Source organism: Echinicola pacifica DSM 19836, assembly GCF_000373245.1.
Taxonomy (GTDB): domain Bacteria; phylum Bacteroidota; class Bacteroidia; order Cytophagales; family Cyclobacteriaceae; genus Echinicola; species Echinicola pacifica.
The window spans coordinates 90,708-110,851 of the sequence record NZ_KB890760.1 but is presented as its reverse complement, the minus strand read 5'-3'; the positions used below and the strand labels follow the sequence as shown (position 1 = coordinate 110,851).

17 protein-coding genes are annotated in these 20,144 nt (G+C 44.9%); 8 read left to right on the top strand and 9 right to left on the bottom strand.

The features are described 5' to 3' along the window. Positions 1 to 73: 73 nt before the first annotated feature. The 3 genes from B050_RS0121745 to B050_RS0121735 all read right to left on the bottom strand — a co-directional run bounded on the left by B050_RS0121745 (position 74) and on the right by B050_RS0121735 (position 3,279). On the bottom strand, positions 74 to 997 hold the full coding sequence (locus tag B050_RS0121745) for an aspartate carbamoyltransferase catalytic subunit (RefSeq protein ID WP_018476076.1): 924 nt from the start codon (positions 995 to 997) through the stop codon (positions 74 to 76). Positions 998 to 999: 2 nt separating this feature from the next. Continuing rightward, the gene (pyrR, locus tag B050_RS0121740) at positions 1,000 to 1,554 is read right to left on the bottom strand and encodes a bifunctional pyr operon transcriptional regulator/uracil phosphoribosyltransferase PyrR (protein WP_018476075.1); all 555 of its coding nucleotides are present in this window, start codon (positions 1,552 to 1,554) and stop codon (positions 1,000 to 1,002) included. Between the two features lie 90 nt (positions 1,555 to 1,644). After that, the gene (locus B050_RS0121735; protein WP_018476074.1) at positions 1,645 to 3,279 is read right to left on the bottom strand and encodes a hypothetical protein; all 1,635 of its coding nucleotides are present in this window, start codon (positions 3,277 to 3,279) and stop codon (positions 1,645 to 1,647) included. Between the two features lie 102 nt (positions 3,280 to 3,381). Between B050_RS0121735 and B050_RS0121730 the strand changes: the two genes are divergently transcribed. Both B050_RS0121730 and B050_RS0121725 read left to right on the top strand, forming a co-directional pair. After that, a complete protein-coding gene (locus B050_RS0121730) occupies positions 3,382 to 5,088 on the top strand; it encodes a PHP domain-containing protein (RefSeq protein ID WP_018476073.1) in 1,707 nt (568 codons plus the stop codon). Positions 5,089 to 5,095: 7 nt separating this feature from the next. Next, a complete protein-coding gene (locus B050_RS0121725; protein ID WP_018476072.1) occupies positions 5,096 to 5,383 on the top strand; it encodes a hypothetical protein in 288 nt (95 codons plus the stop codon). Positions 5,384 to 5,585: 202 nt separating this feature from the next. On the opposite strand, the gene B050_RS0121720 is transcribed toward B050_RS0121725, so the two are convergent. Continuing rightward, on the bottom strand, positions 5,586 to 5,777 hold the full coding sequence (locus B050_RS0121720; protein WP_018476071.1) for a cold-shock protein: 192 nt from the start codon (positions 5,775 to 5,777) through the stop codon (positions 5,586 to 5,588). An 84-nt stretch (positions 5,778 to 5,861) separates the two neighbouring features. On the opposite strand from B050_RS0121720, the gene B050_RS0121715 reads away from it, so the two are divergent. Next, complete coding sequence (locus B050_RS0121715; protein ID WP_018476070.1) at positions 5,862 to 6,356, top strand: SixA phosphatase family protein; 495 nt, start codon at positions 5,862 to 5,864, stop codon at positions 6,354 to 6,356. On the opposite strand, the gene B050_RS0121710 is transcribed toward B050_RS0121715, so the two are convergent. From B050_RS0121710 to B050_RS0121685, 5 genes are all read right to left on the bottom strand, one after another. Continuing rightward, the gene (locus B050_RS0121710; RefSeq protein ID WP_018476069.1) at positions 6,353 to 7,084 is read right to left on the bottom strand and encodes an SDR family NAD(P)-dependent oxidoreductase; all 732 of its coding nucleotides are present in this window, start codon (positions 7,082 to 7,084) and stop codon (positions 6,353 to 6,355) included. The two genes, B050_RS0121715 and B050_RS0121710, sit on opposite strands and share 4 nt — an antisense overlap. A 178-nt stretch (positions 7,085 to 7,262) precedes the next feature. Next, positions 7,263 to 8,663, bottom strand: a complete 1,401-nt coding sequence (gene hslU, locus B050_RS0121705) for an ATP-dependent protease ATPase subunit HslU (RefSeq protein WP_018476068.1) — start codon at positions 8,661 to 8,663, stop codon at positions 7,263 to 7,265. A gap of 200 nt (positions 8,664 to 8,863) precedes the next feature. Further along, positions 8,864 to 11,347: an endopeptidase La gene (gene lon / locus B050_RS0121695; protein ID WP_018476067.1), complete on the bottom strand. Its 2,484-nt coding sequence runs from the start codon at positions 11,345 to 11,347 to the stop codon at positions 8,864 to 8,866. 227 nt (positions 11,348 to 11,574) lie between these two features. Further along, a complete protein-coding gene (gene rseP, locus B050_RS0121690) occupies positions 11,575 to 12,894 on the bottom strand; it encodes an RIP metalloprotease RseP (RefSeq protein ID WP_018476066.1) in 1,320 nt (439 codons plus the stop codon). A 3-nt stretch (positions 12,895 to 12,897) separates the two neighbouring features. Beyond that, positions 12,898 to 14,064 (bottom strand): 1-deoxy-D-xylulose-5-phosphate reductoisomerase, encoded by a 1,167-nt coding sequence (locus tag B050_RS0121685; RefSeq protein WP_018476065.1) that lies wholly within the window; start codon positions 14,062 to 14,064, stop codon positions 12,898 to 12,900. 351 nt (positions 14,065 to 14,415) lie between these two features. On the opposite strand from B050_RS0121685, the gene B050_RS0121680 reads away from it, so the two are divergent. The 5 genes from B050_RS0121680 to B050_RS0121660 all read left to right on the top strand — a co-directional run bounded on the left by B050_RS0121680 (position 14,416) and on the right by B050_RS0121660 (position 20,093). Next, on the top strand, positions 14,416 to 15,876 hold the full coding sequence (locus B050_RS0121680; RefSeq protein ID WP_018476064.1) for a S1C family serine protease: 1,461 nt from the start codon (positions 14,416 to 14,418) through the stop codon (positions 15,874 to 15,876). A 136-nt stretch (positions 15,877 to 16,012) separates the two neighbouring features. Then, complete coding sequence (locus B050_RS0121675; RefSeq protein ID WP_018476063.1) at positions 16,013 to 16,429, top strand: nucleotidyltransferase substrate binding protein; 417 nt, start codon at positions 16,013 to 16,015, stop codon at positions 16,427 to 16,429. A 440-nt stretch (positions 16,430 to 16,869) separates the two neighbouring features. Then, entirely contained in the window at positions 16,870 to 18,021 is a 1,152-nt protein-coding gene (locus B050_RS0121670; protein ID WP_026236088.1) for an ABC transporter substrate-binding protein, read from the top strand. A 69-nt stretch (positions 18,022 to 18,090) separates the two neighbouring features. Next, a complete protein-coding gene (locus B050_RS0121665) occupies positions 18,091 to 19,080 on the top strand; it encodes an iron ABC transporter permease (RefSeq protein WP_018476061.1) in 990 nt (329 codons plus the stop codon). Further along, positions 19,080 to 20,093: an ABC transporter ATP-binding protein gene (locus B050_RS0121660; protein WP_018476060.1), complete on the top strand. Its 1,014-nt coding sequence runs from the start codon at positions 19,080 to 19,082 to the stop codon at positions 20,091 to 20,093. The genes B050_RS0121665 and B050_RS0121660 overlap by 1 nt, the downstream gene beginning before the upstream one ends. Positions 20,094 to 20,144: the final 51 nt, after the last annotated feature.

Genomic DNA, 20,144 nt, shown 5'->3' with positions numbered 1-20,144 from the left:
AAACACCAAAAAGTCACCTCTTTCAATAGATAATTGGAGGTGACTTTTTAAATTTCAATAGCTATACTGGTGATTATTTGACTGCTGCAAGGAGGTATAAAACGGCCATTCTAACTGCCACCCCATTTTCCACTTGATTTAGTATAATGGAATGCTCACTATCAGCGACATCCGAATTCAGTTCCACGCCCCTATTGATCGGGCCGGGGTGCATGATCACGATCTCCTTATCGAGCTGATCCAGCAGTTTCTTATCCACGCCATAATACAGGCTATATTCTCTCAGTGAGGGGAAATACTTTATCTGTTGTCGCTCCAGCTGGATTCGTAGTACGTTGGCCACATCACACCATTGCAGGGCTTTTTTGACATCATATTCTACTTTCACCCCGAGGCTAGAGATATACTTGGGCAGTAAGGTAGCGGGACCGCATACCATCACTTCTGCGCCGAGCTTCTGCAGGCAAAAGATATTAGAAAGGGCCACGCGACTATGAAGGATATCACCAATAATGGCTACTTTCTTCCCTGCCACATCACCGAGTTTTTCGCGAATCGAGAAGGCATCCAATAAGGCTTGGGTAGGATGCTCGTGGGTGCCGTCTCCCGCATTTACGATATTGGCATTTATATTTTTTGCAAGGAAATTAGGTGCTCCAGGACTGCTATGCCGCATCACCACCATATCCACTTTCATGGACAGAATATTGTTTACGGTGTCCACCAGCGTTTCCCCTTTCTTGACAGAGCTATTGCTGGAGGAGAAATTGATGACATCTGCCGAAAGTCGTTTTTCTGCCAACTCAAATGATAAGCGTGTCCGAGTGGAGTTTTCGAAAAAGATATTGGCAATCGTGATGTCCCTTAGCGAAGGCACCTTCTTGATCGGCCGATTGATAACCTCTTTAAAGTTGTCCGCTGTTTCGAAAATTAGCTGAATATCCTGCTCAGTGAGCCCTTTGATACCCAATAAATGTTTGGTACTTAGCTGTTGCATCCTTAGCTTTTAACTTCTTTTTCTTCCGTGATCCAAATTGCGTTTTCGTCAAACCCCTTGGCAGCCCACTCCACACTTACATATTGGCTCTCTAAGGTATTGACCTGACGGCCAAAATAATCCGGTTTGATCGGGTAATCTCTTGTATATTTACGGTCAATCAAGACCATCAATTCCACTTTTTTGGGTCTTCCAAAAGCAATCATTGCATCCATGGCCGCCCTTACCGAGCGCCCTTTGAAGAGCACATCATCCACCAGTACCACCTTTTGATTCTCTATCAAAAAGTTGATCTTGGTTTCATTTGCTTTTAGCGGATTGTTCCTTCGTCTAAAATCATCCCTGTGAAAAGTGGCATCCAGGTATCCTGAAGGCACCTTCACCCCACTGATCTGCTCCAGTCTCTCCACCAACATATCCAGAACCATAATACCACGAGGCTGCAAGCCCAGCAATACCGTATTCTCGAAATTGTCATGATTCTCTATCAACTGATAACAAAACCGATCCAAAATTATGGAAATTTGCTTTTTATCTAGAACAAGTCGTTTTTGCATAATTGTAATTTGTGCACAAATATAGAAATAAATTGTTTGTGGGAAGTTCCGTCCGCAGGTTTATCTGCTTTCTTATCCGAAGACTGGCTGCTACTCTTTCTTTTCATCTTCTTCTTCCTCCTTAGGAATCAAAGAAGCATCCGCCCTTATTTTGGTTAGAAAGTAAACCTCGCGGATTTCCTCCCTATTATCCTTATTGATATAGCGAACTTTCTGCTTGCCAGAAAGCAAAAAATAATCTCTATACCACCAACTTAATGTCAAGCTTTCTTCCTGTGTTTCCTTAATTCGCTCCTCACCATTCGGCAGGTTAATGGGCACATCCATATTAATAAAATCAACTTCGCCCCCCTGCAAATGGCTCATCTTTAGGTGAGAGTCCTCCAGGTATAAATAATACAGATGATTCCCATCGAAACTAACCTCCCCAAATTTGCCCGGACTGCCTAATGTCACATCGTCCAGGCTGATGGAATTGTCCCAGATCATATTGCCCTCAGCGTCCAACATCAAAAACTGCGCTGCCATATACTTGTATTCATAGGAACTGCTCGCCCTTCCTCCAGGGAAATACCAGGGATACCCGCCCGGCATCACCCGATTACGCATGCTCATTGGAGCATATCGATAGAAATCATTGGCATATAGCAAATCTCTCGGCGAGTACCTCCCCGAGCTGGTCAGATAATAATCATTATATACCAAAAAATAATCCGGACCAGCCAGCACCTCTCGAGTCGTTAGCGTATTGGTTATTACCAGGTCCTTATCCTTTTCTATTGCCTTTTCAAGTGACTTTTCCTTCTTGGCTCTTTGCTTTTCCGGTAGGAAATTATAAAAATTATCAAAATCAGCCAAGGTATAAAAGCGATTGGAATACTCCCCAAACTCATTGATTCTAGTAAAATAAATCCCTCGATCGGGATCCCTCTTTCTCAAGCCATAAGGCCCTATCAGCACCTGATTATAATTGTCTGCAGGGCTGATCACTCCGTCTGTAATCTCCAGCTCAGGCCTATCTTCAGGAGCCACTTTCACCTCCCGGAGCATATTGCCATCGGTATCAAAGGTCATCACGGAGAGACTTCTTTCTTTAAACCTGTTCTTCTTGGTCACCAGCACCTCGAAAACCTCCAATTCTGGCTTTTTGCTGAGCTGCAAAATATTCACCTCATTAGCATATACACCCTGGACGGTAAATACCTCTTTCGTCTCTGTATCAAAAACCTGTATTGCTGGCCGGTAATCCATCATCCCCATCAATATAGCCTTCTTGTCCATGATCAGAAATTCCTGAAGCTCCATATCCAGGACGTTTTCGATCACCACCTCTCTCACCTCATGAGTCAGCAGATTGACCTCATAGATGATCCGATCATTGGCATAGGATTCACCCTTCTGAAAGAGTGTATATAAATAGCTATCCTCCAAATCAAATCCTGTCAGCTGAAAATAATCCTTGACCGGCACCTCATACATGGATTCCGCCTGAAGGTCCAGGTCCGTGACAAAGTATTGTAATTTCTGCTCCAAGCTAAAGCCCTTCCCCGCCTTGGTCCGGAAGGAAATAGTGCCATCCTGCTGAGGCAGGACAATGAAATCATGATCGTCCCATTCTGAAAGCACCTCCACCCGCTGCATAAACTCCACCTGAGCAAACGCTCCATGAGCTATCATCAACACAAAAAATCCAAAGCACAAAATTTTAATATTCAATAATTTCATATCAGCTGCTTGATTATATCTTAAGATAGCTCATAGGATTTTATTTTAAAACAATAATTGCGGACATTTGTCCATAAGACAATCCCAAACCGACATTCAGCTTTGGACAATAAAAAAATCACCAAAATACTCAAGCTCACTTCTCAGCTAATGGAGCTGCATGAAGTCAACGCTTTCAAAATTAGAAGCTATACTTCTGCCATCTACTCTATCGATCAATCGAGCGTCCCTCTTGAAAACCTAAGCAAGGAAGAATTGCAAAATATCGGAGGAATCGGCAAAAGCATTGCCGAAGTAATCTGCCAGCTAAACGAATCCGGCACTCATGCCTATCTGGAAGAGCTCCTCACCGAAACTCCCCAGGGACTATTAGAGGTCTTGCAGATAAAAGGGCTCGGCCCAAAAAAAATAAAAGTACTGTGGAAGGAGCTTAATATCACCTCCACACACGAGCTTCTCGAAGCCTGCCAGTCTGGCGAAGTGGCAAAACTTAAAGGTTTTGGTCAGAAAACACAGGAGAGCATCATCCAGGCCATGGAGTATATCGCTTCCAACCAAGGGAAGTGGCACTATGCGCAAGCAGAGCCAGCAGTGAACGCACTTATGGATGTCCTGAATGACCGCTTTGGGAAAGCCAATATTGCCCTTACCGGTGACTATGCGAGATCCCTAGAAATCATAGATTTGATAGAAGTGATCTTCAGCACCGACCAGCCTTCCACAGCTATACAGTCCCTTAAGAACATGGACCTGATCTCCTGGGATCAGAAAACCTCCAGTCCTTTCACCTGGCGGGGTACTCTATCCGACTTGGAGCTGAAACTGGTTATTTATACTTGTCCTCCGGACAAATTTATTTTAGAACAACTACTACGAACGGCCACACGAGCGCATTTGCTCAGCCCAATCGAAAACCATCAAAGCTTAGGTGAATTCTTCCTTTCCGAGAAGTTCGCTTCTCAGGAAGAAGCATACGCCAAGGCAGGCCTGCAATACATCGCCCCAGAATTACGAGAGGGTCAATTTGAGATTGAGCTGGCCAAAGAAAACAAACTTCCAACGCTAGTCGAGGAAGCGGATCTGAAAGGTATCCTTCACAATCACTCCACCTATAGTGATGGCAAGCATAGCCTCCGTGAGATGGCGGAGTTCTGCAAGGAGCAAGGCTACGAATACCTCGGCATATCCGATCACAGTCAAACCGCTACTTATGCTGGCGGGCTCGACATCGACAAGGTGAAGGCGCAGCAAGCTGAAATCAGACAATTGAATGAGGAGCTTGCTCCATTTAAGATTTTCAGCGGAATAGAAAGTGACATCCTAAATGATGGCAGCCTCGATTATCCTGAGGAGGTACTCGCAAGCTTTGACTTTATCGTTTCGTCCATTCATAGCAGCCTCAGCATGGACCAAAAGAAAGCGACAGCTAGACTTATCAAAGCCATCCAGAACCCCTATACAACTATTTTGGGTCATCCAACGGGACGGCTACTGCTTCGCAGGGAAGGGTATCCGATCAATCACCAAGCGGTGATCGATGCCTGTGCAGAAAATAATGTGGTCATAGAAATCAATGCCAACCCATGGAGACTCGATCTCGACTGGCGATGGGTGCATTACGCCTTGGAAAAAGGTGTCAAGCTATCCATCAACCCTGATGCTCATGAGAAAGATGGGTATTTCCATATGAAGTATGGGCTATTGGTAGGAAGAAAAGGAGGCCTAAATAAAGAAATGACCTTCAATGTCCTCAGTCGATCAGAAATTGAAGCTTATTTTACTAGCAGGAAAGAACAAATCAAAAAGTAAGGATTTTATGAGCTGGATGGACAAAAATCCTAATGACTTATTGCAAAAGGCCTTTTTCACGGGCCTCATCGGGATAGTACTTTGCCTAATACCCATTATTTCGCTACTGCTTCCGAGCATCCCAAGAGAAAAAGTATTCTTTCTCAAGGGCTTTGGAATCTTAGCACAGCTAACCGCTCTGAGCATGGTGGTGCTGGTATTGAGGGTGCGCAAACTCGACAAAACCATAAAAGATAAAGCAAAGCGCATGCTGATCGTACTGAGCGTAGCCCTTCTTTATTTCTTCCTTACCTAAAAATAAAGAGGCTGTATCTCCTAAATCCCCCTGCCACCAGTTGTTATTCTAAACCCATACCAACTTGTCCTCCACCTACCCAAGTCACCAAATAATATTGAGACATTGGTAATGGAGGAGCAGAAGAAATCCCTGGCGATACAGCCCCTTTTCTTAATAGTGACGAATTTTCATCGTTTCATCTTCCCTGATGGCTAGGCCATCAGACTTTCTTAACATTAATGGCATTAAGTCCATTTTTGCCTTCCTTTACTTCAAAGGAAACCTTGTCGTTTTGCATGACCTTATCGACCAGGCCTGTAGCATGCATAAATATATCATCCTGAGATTCATCATCGACGATAAAACCGAAGCCCTTTGCTTCATTGTAAAATTTGACTATTCCGGTAAGCATAATAATTATTGTTAGTGGTAAAATGAACCAACAAACTATAAAATATCACCTAAAAAACAAACTTATTCTTTGTATCTTTTGATTATGAAAAAATTAATACTTATTCGTCATGCAAAATCCTCTTGGGAAGACCCATTATTGGATGATCATGAGCGCCCGCTAAATGACCGAGGCCACAGGGACGCACCCCAAATGGCTCATCGATTGAAGGAAAGAGAGGTAATTGCCGACTTAATAATATCATCCACTGCCGTCCGCGCAAAGGCCACCGCATACATCACGGCCGAGAGACTTGATTTCCCCAAAGAAGAGATTCTAATTCGAAAGGATCTATATCATACCAGTGAAAATGAAATGCTAAAGGTGCTTACAAGGCTCCCGGACACACTTAATACTGTCCTGCTCATTGGCCATAATCCCGGGCTCAATGACCTTATCATTCGCTTAGGTGGGAAAATTAAAGACCTCCCTACCGCTGGGCAGTTTGCCTTTTCCTTTGACACCAGCAAGTGGTCGGAAATAGACGCCGAAAATTCCAAAGTATGGTTTGTCGATCACCCCAAAAAAGTAAATCACTAAAGGGAGAAATCCCTAATATCCTGCAAGACCCCATCAAACTGCTCAGGATGCTGAATGAGATGCATAATCTTCTCTGCGGCCTCAGCAGGAGAACTCAATTCCTGGTTCTCTTTGAAGCCTTTAAACTTCCGTAAACTACTGAAGTTTTCAGGTTTCGCTTGGCGGATATCCTCCTGCATGGGTGTGTCCACGATCCCTGGAGACACCGCGTAATAGGTAATCCCCAATTCCTTATGCTCACTTTCATATTGAGCGGTGAGTGTTAGTCGGTTGAGAGCGGCTTTTGTGCTGCTATATTCTGCCCATCCATCTACTGACTTGTCTGCTGCACCAGAGGAAATATTGACGACTAGCTTTTGGGTATCAGCAGCATCATATTTTCGTACAAACTCATTCATCAGTAGAGCGGGTGCGATCACATTGACTGTAAATATGCTTTGCAAACCGGCGGATGTTAAGCTTCCTATCGGTGCTATCTCACCGATCCATCCGGCATTATTTATCAGCACCACCTTATCCACCTTGGCCCTGGGGAAAATTTCCTCCATGGCCTTCTCTAAGGCCGGTAAATGCTCCAAATCAAGCTGAACATGTCTAAACGAAGGCCCTTCCTCTAGCGCTGAACGAGAAATCCCAATCACCTGCGTCTCAGGGGTTCGTATATACTTCTCCATCAGCGCCCTTCCCAGGCCTTTGCTGCATCCGGTAATGATGATAAGTTGCTTCATAAAATAGTTTGGATAGTCCTAAGTGGGATCCTATTGGTGTCACGCAAATTAGGAATCAATTGTAAATACTAAAAAGTTTTTCTTGAAGATTTGGCGGAGCGTTCCTTTAGCGCCGTCTTTTCTTAATGGGTGTTTTGCCAGGGGGAATAAAAAAGGAGGCTTAGCGCCTCCTTTTTTATTAAAGAATATATTGGGAAAGATCCCTGTTTTGGATCAGTGAACTTAGGCGTTCAAGGACCATCTCTTTCGTAATCATAATCTTGGCATTGGCCTGAATAGTATCAGGCACGTCAAAGAGGAAATCGTTGAGCAGATGACTCATTACAGTGTGGAGTCTTCTAGCCCCGATATTTTCGACCTCTTCATTGATCTTAAAGGCAATTCTGGCGATCTCCTCTATGGAGTCGTCTGTATATTCCAGGTACACCTCTTCAGCTTCAAAAAGGGCCTGATATTGTTTAGTGAGGGCATTTTTAGGTTCCCGAAGGATGCGCACAAAATCCTCCTGGGTCAGGCTATCCAGCTCGACTCTAATCGGAAAACGACCCTGCAATTCAGGAATAAGATCTGAAGGCTTGCTCACATGGAAGGCACCCGCTGCGATAAATAGCACGTGATCAGTATGGACCATGCCATACTTGGTGTTCACGGCACTTCCCTCCACGATAGGTAATAGATCCCGCTGCACCCCTTCACGGCTTACATCAGGACCGCTGCCATTCTTGCCGCTTTTGGCGATTTTGTCCACCTCATCTATAAAGATAATTCCATTATTCTCGGCCAGAAAAATCGCCTCTTCCTTCACCTCATCAAAATCCACCAACTTGGAAGTTTCTTCTTCCATGAGTATTTTTCGTGCTTCCTCGATGGTCACCTTTCTTTTTTTACTCTTCTTAGGCATCATTCCGCTGAGCATATCCTGCAATCCTGCGATGCTGGCATCATCCATCATTCCATTGCCGATCATTCCTACTCCCATAGAATTGGACTGCTTCACGTTGATTTCCACCTTGCGATCTTCCAGTTCGCCATTACGAAGCTTGTCACGGAATCGCTCCCGGGTCTTTTCATTAAGCTCTTGCTCACTGGCCTTATCCGGATCAAACTCCCCGTTGGAGCTGCTCGTTCTGGCGGTACTGAAGCCTGCTGTCTTAACCGGTGGAATCAAGATATCCAATAGTATATCCTCGACATTTTCGGCGGCTTTTTCCTTTACCTCCTCGTTTTTGGATTCTTTTACGAGGTTTATGGATTGCTCCACCAGATCCCGCACCATGCTCTCCACATCTCTACCCACATATCCTACTTCGGTGAATTTTGATGCTTCCACCTTGGTAAAAGGTGCATGTGCCACCTTGGCCAGACGACGAGCTATCTCCGTCTTCCCCACTCCCGTGGAACCGATCATCAGTATATTATTAGGCACAATATCCTTCTGAAGGTCAGATTTCACCATCATCCTACGAATCCGGTTTCTCAATGCAATGGCCACATTGCGCTTAGCATCCCTCTGACCAATGATATATTTGTCCAGCTCCTGGACGATTTGTCGTGGTGTCAAATGATTAATTTCTTTCATAATTTGATTAAGGTTCCGACAAGTAAAAAACCTGCCATGATTGATACTGCCAGCCTCAGGAGCAAGCTCACTAAAATAACGCCTGCAATAGAAGATGGTTCAAATAAAAATGCCAGGAGGTAGTCAATTATTAGTTTACTATAGAAAAAAAAATTCATCCACAATAAGCCCGTATGGACCTACTGTGGATGAGTTCTTATTTATGCCTCCACTTTAGTTTCCTCTTTATGAAAACTAAAGTTTATCGCATTTTTTACTTTTTCGTCCATAAGTGCGATTTCCAATACCTCAGAAACCATATCCACAAAGTGGAATTTCACTCCTTTTACATAAGCTTCATCGATCTCCTCGATGTCCTTTTGATTTCTTTTGCAGAGGATAATCTCATTAATCCCAGCTCTTTTTGCCGCAAGGATTTTCTCTTTTATTCCACCCACCGGCATTACTTTGCCTCGCAAGGTGATCTCGCCAGTCATCGCCAATTTTGCTCTCACTTTCCGCTGTGTATATACTGAGGCCAGGGCCGTCAGCATGGTAATCCCAGCGGAGGGTCCGTCTTTTGGTACTGCACCTGCGGGAACGTGGATATGCAGGTCATATTGATCAAATATTCTATGATCAATTTCAAGCTCATCCGCCTTGGAGCGCAGATAGGAGATCGCCGTCATGGCAGATTCCTTCATCACATCCCCAAGCTGTCCAGAAAGTGTCAGTTTTCCTTTGCCTTTGCTAAGTGCGGATTCCACAAAGAGGATCTCTCCTCCCACGGAAGTCCATGCCAGGCCGGTCACCACGCCAGCCACACTATTGTCCTGGTACATTTCCTTGTCGAAGATTTCTCCGCCGAGGATCTTACGAACCATCAATGGGGTGATTTTTTTCTGATATTCCTCCTCCATGGCGATTGATTTGGCCACGTTTCGGATGATAGTTCCGATCTGTCTTTCCAAACTTCTCACACCAGACTCCCGGGTGTATCCTTCCACCACTCTTACCAGAGCGGCTTTGTCAAAGGTGATGTCTTTCCCTGTAAGTCCATGTTCTTTACGCTGCTTTGGCACCAGGTGCTTTTTGGCTATTTCCACCTTTTCCTCCAGCGTATATCCGGTCACCTCGATGATCTCCATACGATCCCGCAAGGCTGGCTGGATCGTCTCCAGGGAATTAGCTGTCGCAATGAAAAGGACCTTGGATAGATCATATTCTACTTCCAGGTAATTGTCCACAAAACTGCTGTTTTGTTCTGGATCCAAGACCTCCAAGAAAGCAGAAGAGGGATCTCCTCTAAAGTCCGAATTCAACTTATCAATTTCATCTAAAACATACACCGGATTGGAAGTATGTACTTTTTTCATGTTCTGAATAATCTTACCTGGCATAGCCCCTACATAGGTTTTACGATGTCCACGGATCTCCGCTTCATCATGAAGTCCACCCAGGGACATCCGCACATATTTCCTTCCCAAAGCCTTGGCCACTGACTTCCCAAGGGAGGTCTTACCTACACCTGGAGGGCCATACAGACATAAAATAGGACCCTTAAGGTCGTTTTTCAGCTTCAGTACCGCCAAGTATTCTATGATTCTATCTTTTACTTTTTCCAGACCATGGTGATCCTTGTCCAGGATATCCTTGGCACGTTTCAGGTCAAAATTATCCTTAGTAAACTCTCCCCAAGGCAATTCTACCATCAGCTCCGCATAATTAAGGGCAATAGGGTATTCCGCAGCGGAAGGATTGATCCGAAGGATCTTATCCAGCTCCTTATCGAAATGAGCGGCCACTGATTTAGGCCATTTTTTCTTTCGACCTTTGATGCGAAGCTCTTCCACTTCCTTTTCAGGACCTTCTTCGCCTAGTTCGGTCTGAAGGACTTTCATCTGCTGGCGCAAGAAATAATCTCTTTGCTGCTGATCGATATCGGTATGTACCTTTTTATGAATTTCACTTTTGAGCTCCAGCATTTGGATATCTCTCATCATAAATTCCAATAAGAGAGTGGCTCTTTCCAGTCCGTCATTAATTTCCAAAAGCCGCTGTTTGGCTTCCACAGGAGCATTAATATTAGAGGACAAGAAATGGGTCAAAAATGCTGTGCTATCAATATTGTCCAATGCCACCTGAGCTTCTCGAGGGATTTCAGGATTTAGGGTTAGGATCTTGCCTGCGGCGTCCTTCAGAGATTCTTCTAAGGCTTGTATTTCCTTATTTCCTTCCGGAAAACTCTCCTCCAGATATTCCACTTTAGCTTGGAAATAAGGGTCTTCGGTCACCTGTTCGGTGATTTCGAAACGCTTCTTTCCCTGGATAATGATAGTGGTATTCCCATCAGGCAAAACAATCATCTTTATAATCTTGGCGATGGTACCTACCTGATAGATATCCTCCCAGGAGGGATCGTCATTATTAGGATTGACCTGGGCACATACCCCGATCATCTTATCTCCCTTATGGGCTTTTTTTACGAGTTTTATGGAGCGTTGACGGCCTACGGTAATTGGGATAACCACCCCAGGGAATAATACCGTATTCCGTACAGATAATATGGGAATCTCATTTGAGTAACTTTCCAGCTCAGACTGATCGTCCTCCTCATCATCCGTAATCAACTGAATTAAATCTCCTTCGCCGGCAAAATCTCCTACCATCATGCTATGATAAATAGAATGGTCGCTTTTCTTCATATATATATCTAATGACTGCAATTTTGTCATACTTAAATTACACATCTCCCCAACAATGAATGTATCGTGGGGTTTCGGTTAGTAGATCAAGGGATATGCCAATCCACACTTTGGTACAAATTGGCAGGGATCATACTTTCCCCTTGCAAAAATATCAATAAGCCCAGAGGCCAAAAAAGGGCAAAATTTCTTTTGCCCTTAACAATATCTATAGCAATCTACGGGAATTAACTACCCGTAAATAGTTTTATAATATCATTTCCGATAGCAAATACCATTAATGCTAATAACAATACCATGCCAACTTTCTGTGCATTCTCAAGGAATTTCTCTGAAGGACTGCGGCCAGAAATCATTTCATATAATAAAAACACCACATGCCCACCGTCCAATGCTGGAATCGGCAGTAGGTTCATAAAGGCCAAAATCATTGAAATCAATCCAGTAATACTCCAGAATTTTACCCAATCCCAACTGCTTCCATAAATCTTTGCCATCCCGATCGGGCCACTCACGTTCTTGGTGGACACCTCTCCGGTAAACATCTTACCCAGTGCTTTGGCATTGACAATAACCACACTGAAGGCCTTCTCGGTACCTATTCCTATGGACTGATTTAGAGTATATTTCTTGCGAACAGGCTGAATCATCGGATCCACAGCAATACCAATTGTCCCATCTTTCTGAACTTTAATATTGCTCTGCATTTCTTTTCCATTCCTAAGGTAAGTCAGCGCGACCTCATTTTCTGAATGCGCCGCTAGCTGCCGCTGAAGATCAGTAAAGTAGCGGGTCTTTTCCCCGTTTACCGCTACGATCTTATCGCCCTCCTGAAGGCCTACTTCCGCCGCCGGCGAACCTGCGACTGCTTCCCTAACTGTAAATGGCACACCAATATCTATAAAATTGGACATGGACTCCTGACTGGAGAAGGAATTGATAAATCCTCTGGGAATATCAATCTGAATGGTTTTTCCATCTCTATCGACGGTATAATAGCCATTTTCGCTAAGGAGAACTGAGCCAGTCGATAGATCCGAAAGGCTTTCGTACGAATGCCCATTGACATCCATTACCTTATCGCCATCCTGAAAACCTATCTGCTTGCCAATATCGTAAGCCACGATACCATGCTCAATCACCTGATCTCGGGAATAGAAAGTCTCACCACGATCATAGGTAAGGGCTACAAAAATGATAATACCAGTAATCACATTGACTATAATCCCGCCCAGCATGACGATCAATCGCTGCCAAGCTGGCTTAGCTCTGAATTCCCATGGCTGAGGCTCGGAACTGAGCTGTTCGGTATCCATGGACTCATCCACCATACCTGAGATCTTCACAAAACCCCCAAGCGGAATCGCTCCCAGGGAATACTCGGTTTCTCCATATTTAAAACCTATGATTTTTGGAGGGAAACCTATCGAAAATTTCTCCACTCGCATTCCAAACATCTTAGCAGCTAGCATGTGCCCACCTTCGTGAAGTCCCACGAGAATAGATAAGCCCAGTAAGAGCTGCCCGACCATTATTAAAGTATCCATATTTTACCTTTTATTCTTTATAAGTTCTTCTGCTTTTCGTCTCGCCTGCTGATCGCTGGATATAAAATCCTCCAGCACGGGCTTCGCGACATAATCCACTTTGTGCATGGTCTTCTCTATGATGTCAGACATTTCTAGGAAGCCTACTTTATCCTGAAGAAAAGCCTCCACGACTACCTCATTGGCAGCATTGAGTACACAGGGTAAGTTTCCGCCCTTGTCTATAGCCTCAAAGGCCAACTGCAAGTTACGAAAAGTATCCATGTCTGGTTTCTCAAAATCCAAACTAGGATATTGGCTGAAATCAAATCTTGGAAAATCCGACTTTAGACGATCAGGATATGACAAGGCAAATTGAATAGGGATACGCATATCCGGCAATCCAAGTTGCGCTTTTAGGCTGCCATCCTCAAACTGTACTAACGAATGAACGATGGACTGTGGATGTACCACGACCTCAATCTGGCTAGTATTAACGGCAAACAGCCATTTGGCCTCGATCACTTCCAGGCCTTTATTCATCATAGAGGCTGAATCGATGGTAATCTTAGCCCCCATATCCCAGTTGGGATGTTTGAGCGCCTGGGCTTTGGTCACCTGCAGGAGCTCCTCCCGTTTCTTTCCCCGGAAGGGACCACCTGAGGCGGTAAGGATTAGTTTTTCGATGGGATTATGAAATTCACCTACCAAGCATTGAAAAATCGCTGAATGCTCCGAGTCAACAGGGTAGATATTCACCCCTTTGGCGCGAGCCATCTGTGTAATGAGCTCCCCGGCCACCACCATCGTCTCCTTATTGGCCAGTGCTATTTGCTTACCCGCCTGAATCGCACTGATGGTCGGCAAGAGACCTGAGTATCCCACCAAGGCTGTCAAAACTACGTCAATGGTCTCCATCTCCACCACCTGAGCTAGGGCAGACTCCCCTGCATAGACCTTTACAAAATGAGGATCAAGGGCTTCTTTTACGGCTGGATAATGAGCTTCATTTCCGATAACCACCGCATTGGGCAGAAACTCCAGTGCCTGCTGGATCAGTAAATTTACATTATTTTGGGCTGTCAGGACCTCCACCTCAAAGGAATCAGGATGGGCTTTTATCACCTCCAATGCCTGTGTACCTATGCTGCCTGTAGATCCTAAAATGGCTACCCGTTTTTTATTTGACATTCATCTGTGTATTTCGCCTCATGGATGCAGTCTGCATCCCTATGTTTTTTTGCCTAAGCTGACACTATAGGCTGACAAATTTACAAGCTTCAAAGACTTTTCCTTAGATTTTTTGTCACTTTTTCACTTTTCAGGGTTTTGGCATTTTATTGGCCTATTATTATTCAGCGAATATAGGCAATAATCTCCTTGAGAAAACACAAAACACAGACCTCAAAACCCCTGCTGAAGCCTCAAAACCCATTTTCAAGGAAAGTAATGTATCTTCATCAGCGGTGATACTATTAAAGTTTGTTAAATCAATTATCCTTTCACGTCAAATACACGTAATTTGATCAAAAAAACATACTTATGCAGAATAGCTTAAAAACATTCTTTATAGCCTTCTTCGCCGGAGTGCTTGGCGCATGGGCTTATCAGCAAGTAGGGGTGCAGCAGCCCATATCCATGAGCTTGCCACCTTCATCCGGCGGGGAATTTGTCTCCAGCACCATAAATCATTTCGATGAAAAGGCATCCTCCTCAAGGAATACCAGCGCTGAGCTGCCAGTATCCTTCGTGGAAGCCTCGGAAAGGAGCACCGAATCAGTGGTATTTATTAAGAATTTTTCGGGAACTGACTATAGAAGATATAGTATGTTTGACTACTTCTTTGGTCCGCAAGGAGGCAGCAGCCAGCAGGTGAGCACCGGATCAGGGGTGATCTTCTCAGCAGATGGCTATATCATCACGAATAACCATGTGGTGGAAAATGCTGAAACATTGGAAGTCGTACATCATAAGAAAACCTATAAGGCTAAGCTCATCGGCACCGATCCCAATACGGATATTGCGGTATTGAAAATCGATGCAGATCATCTTCCCGCCATCCCTCAAGGAAGCAGCAAGGACCTCCGCATCGGCGAATGGGTCTTGGCAGTGGGAAATCCATTTAACCTCACCTCCACTGTCACCGCAGGGATAGTTTCTGCCAAAGAGAGGCAGATCAATATCCTGGGTGGGGACTTTCCTTTGGAGTCATTTATCCAGACGGATGCCGCCATTAATCCTGGCAACTCCGGGGGAGCCTTGGTCAATACTCAGGGAGAACTCGTAGGGATCAATACGGCGATTCTTTCTCGAACGGGCTCATATACCGGCTATGGATTTGCGGTACCCGTGGATATTGCTGCAAAAATCGCCAATGACCTCATTAAATTCGGGGAAGTGCAAAAGGCCATTCCAGGGGTGGAAACAATAGAAATCACCCCCGAAATTGCTGAAGAAATGAGACTGGAGTCCCTAGATGGCGTGGTGGTAAAACATACCATAAGAAATGGAGCCGCAGAGAAAGCGGGGATCAAGATCAATGATATCATCATCGCTGTGGACAATACCCGAATTACAGGGAAAGGAAGTTTTGAAGAGGCCCTTTCCTATTATTACCCTGGGGATCAGGTAAATGTGACCTACCTCCGGGACAACAAACAGCTCAGCACTGCCCTCACCTTGCAAAACCTCCAAGGCAGCACGGGAGTAATAGAACGTGAATTTTATTCTTCGGCGCTATTAGGCGCAAAACTCGAGGCTGTAAATACCGTGGACAAGGATCGACTTGATATAGAATATGGCGTAAAAATCACCTCCTTATCACGCGGCTACCTGAGTGAGCTGGGGCTGGGAAATGGATTTATCCTGACCAAAGTGAACGGTGAAGCAGCTGAAGATCCCGAAGAAATCGGTCAATTCCTCGAAGAGTATAGCGGCAGGCTGGTTCTGGAAGGGCTTACCCCTAGAGGCAGAGTTTTTAGGCAATCCTATAGCGTACGATAGACCGCTGAATATTTATAAAAAAACTAAAAAGCACTGGATTATTTCAGTGCTTTTTTTGTAGATTTAGATAGGGTGTCTGGTAAAAAGCGCCCCTTTGACCGTAATTAATTCATAGCACCCAAAATAATTTTATACTATGAAAACTCAAACCATTACTTGTGACCAAAGGTTTGCTGACTTCGAACAATCCCTCGGGGAGTTAAATGAGATCATCGACACCATAAAGATGAAAGGCCTAAAACCCGAACTGGAGCGACATCTGCATCGCTCATTTGAGGTAACCCATGAACAGGCGCTCAATACCATGGCTAGTTATTTTCACCAGCAAGGACGACCTACCTATAGTGGGTCCAGGGACATTACCCTCGATGCTTTCGATGAGGACCTCATCGATGATGGTAAAGGATGGCTAGATATGATCATCTGCCGCATCAAAGCTACCGATGTATATACCGAAAATGTGGATGCCAGCATTACCGACAATATTATAAAAAAGTACTGCGCCCTATTCGAAAATTTTCAGAAAAAAATGAAAGAGGCATTAGAAGAATAAATATCAGCTCCAGCATGGCTAAACTCTCAAACCATGCTGGAACTTAAACTTTCATCCCCTAGGCCTCCCCTCTTGGCTCCCTAAGAGTATATATTAATAGGCCCTAATGGTGCAACTCTTTTGTCATCGGAGCTATCTTATATTAAGACTACTTTTTTTGCCCCGGGCAAACTCTTCAACTGCCTAATCATATCTCTCCTAATTTTATATTATACTTTTAATTTCTGCCCCTGGCCCAATTAAATTCCTACGCGTATATTCAATCGATCAATCCAAACTAGTGGGCACAGGATAAGGAGAATACATACCTCTTTCCTTGACGGATCGTGGAACCCGATTGGGTAGGCCGAAAAAATAATATTTGGTAAGAATAACCTTATAGGTTAATTTTAACTTTTAGTGAGCATTGAATGCTCACTGCTCTAAAAGACGCCTATTTCATGAATATTAAGCTATTTTTCATCCTTCTGCTCATCAGTTTTGTGACTGCCTGCGGAGGATCCAAGGATCAAAAGGATCAAAATTTAACAGCAGAGCTACAGGAGATCCCTTTGGATTACGCCCAGGGTTTCAAGTTATTTCAGGGGCCAGGATATAAGCTTATCGAGGTGCATCAGGCTTTTCCGGGAAGCGACCGGCCCTTCAGGTATTTGGTCCGGGAGGAACAAAGCTCCGAGGAGCCAGACAGTAGCCAGTTTGACGCCATTCTACCCCATGCGGCAGATCGGATCGTCCTTACTTCCACCACGCAGGTGCCACATTTAGATTTACTGGGGATTTCCGAGACCCTGGTTGGATTTCCAAATCTTGATTTTATTTCCACTCCCAGCCTTCGTGAGAAGATTGATGCTGGAAAAGTGATTGATTTGGGATCTGGGGCTTCTTATAATCTAGAGAAAATAATGGATTTGCAGCCCGGGCTAGTGATAATAAGCACACTTGGGGACAATATGAAGGAGGTCAAATTACTTAATCAAGTTGGCATACCTGCCGTCATCAATGGAGACTACCTGGAACAACATCCTCTGGGCCGTGCCGAATGGATCAAATTTACGGGGGCTCTTACCGGCCGGTTAGCGGAAGCTCAGGAAAGCTATCAAAGGGTAAAAGACAACTATGATGAATTAAAAACTATGGGCCAAGGCATCCCTACGGCTTCAAAGCCTAGTATTCTTAGTGGGAATATGTATAAGGATAGTTGGTATGCACCTGCGGGGAATAACTGGGGGGCGATATTTATAGCGGATGCTGGCGGAAAATACATCTTCCAAGATAAGGAATCCGATGGCAGCCTTCAGCTCAGCTATGAGGTGGTGCTGGATCAAGGTGTGGAAGCAGATATATGGCTGAGTACCGGAGAATATTCCGATCTGGCGACGATGGGCGCTGCCGATCCCCGGTACAGACAATTTGAAGCTTATAAAAATGCGCAAGTTTATACCTTTGCGAATACTAAGGGCCCCACAGGAGGATTAGAATACTTTGAAATGGGCTATTCAAGGCCCGACATTATACTAAAAGATCTACTAAAAATTTTTCATCCTGAGCTGGTCCCCAATTATACTCCTTATTTTTACAAAAAAATCAACTAAAGATTCATGCTAAAGGCTAGGGGTAATTTATGGCAAAAAGCAGGCATAAGCATCATAATCTTATTATGCATGTTCCTGATCAATATTGCTATAGGCTCAGTGTACATCCCCATCGATTCGATATTCCATCATCTCATGGGCAATGAGCTGGAAAAAAGCACCTGGGTTACGATTCTGGACACCTACCGGATACCCAAAGCCCTGACCGCTATCATCGCCGGCGTGGGCTTATCCCTCAGTGGGCTACAGATGCAGTCATTTTTCCGAAATCCTCTGGCTGGCCCTTACGTATTGGGGATTAGTTCCGGGGCAGGATTAGGGGTGGCTCTGTTAATTTTAGGCTCCAGCGCCTTTGGCTGGACATTGATGGATGGAGGGACTGACCTGATCAATGGAGGGGTATGGTCGATGGTGCTCGCCGGTAGCTTAGGCGCCATCCTCGTGATGAGCATGATAAGTCTAGCTGCCTGGAAAGTCAAAAGCAGCACCACCCTGCTAATTATAGGTCTTATGTTTGGAAGTGCCTCAGGAGCTTTCGTAAATATCCTATCCTATTTTGGAGAGGCCGAGGAGCTCAAGCTATATACCGTATGGACCATGGGAAGCTTAGGCGGGATTTCCGGCTGGCCCTTATTTATTTTTGCCCTGATCACTTTTATAGGATTACTTCCCGCCATAGCGCAGTCCAAGGCATACAATGCTATGCTATTGGGTGAAAATTACGCCAAAAGCATGGGGATAAATATCAATAGACTACGCTGGTCCATGATCATCAGCACAGGCTTAATGGCCGGAAGTGCCACCGCCTTTTGTGGACCTATTGCCTTTATCGGCATCTCTGTTCCTCACCTGGTAAGAATCATCTTCCGCACCGCGGATCACCGTACTTTGCTACCAGTAAGTGCGCTTCTGGGCGCTTCGTTTCTGCTCCTATGTGATGCTATCTGTCAGCTCCCAGGCTCCGCCGAGACCATCCCTATCAATATTGTAAGCTCCTTATTGGGTGCACCGCTGGTCATTTGGCTGATATTGCGGAAAAACTTCAATGCTGAATTTTAATGGAAAAGCCTCTATATACCATAAGCGCTCAGGACCTTTGCATTGGCTATACCCGCAAAAAGCAAGAAATAAAGGTCCACGATGGATTAAACTTCCAGCTCCTTCCGGGCCAGCTGTATTGCCTTCTCGGGCCAAATGGTGTAGGCAAATCCACTTTGATAAAAACGCTGCTCGGGCATATCCCAGCACTGAGCGGAAGCATCTATATCAATGGTAAGGACCTCAAAAAACTCTCTGCAGAGCAGATGGCTAAGACGGCAAGTGTTGTGCTGACCGACCGCGTAAGTTCAGGAAACTTACACGTCGCCGACCTGGTGGCTCTGGGTAGAGTACCTTTCACCAACTGGGCGGGACGTCTGGCAGAGGCGGATCTTCATATTATCGCAAAAGCGATGGAGGCCACCAAAATAAATTATTTCAAGGACAAGCCCCTTAGTGAGATCAGCGATGGCCAGCGTCAAAAAGCAATGATCGCCAGAGCTTTGGCACAGGATGGGCAATTAATCATCCTGGATGAGCCCACCGCTCATCTGGATCTGATCAACCGGCATGAGATCATGCAGCTTTTGAGGACCATCTGTAAGACTGAGAACAAAAGTATTCTTGTGATCACCCATGACTTAGAAGTCGCCATAGAAACTGCCGATGAACTGTGGCTTATGCAATGCGGCGAACCGCTGATCCAAGGATCTCCTGAGGACTTGATCGTTAGCGGGAAAATCCAGCATTTATTGACCAGCCCGGGATTGTACTTTGATATTCATCACGGAAGAGTGCGCTCCACCTACCCTGATACGGTGACTACAATCCATGGGCCTGCTGCACTTTGCCAGTGGTTTCTTGCCGCATTATACAAAGCAGGCCTGCAGCATCTGGGTTCAGACTATGAAATCCATCTGTTCGAAGAACCCTTCAAAGTCATGGTCAAAACCCCCACAGGAGGATTTGAGGGAGAGACTATCCGGGCGGCGGTGGACTTTTTGCTGATGGCCGAGGATGAAAGGCTGAAATAGTTTTATCAAAACATCTTACAAATCACTCATTTACAAAGCCCTAATCTTTGA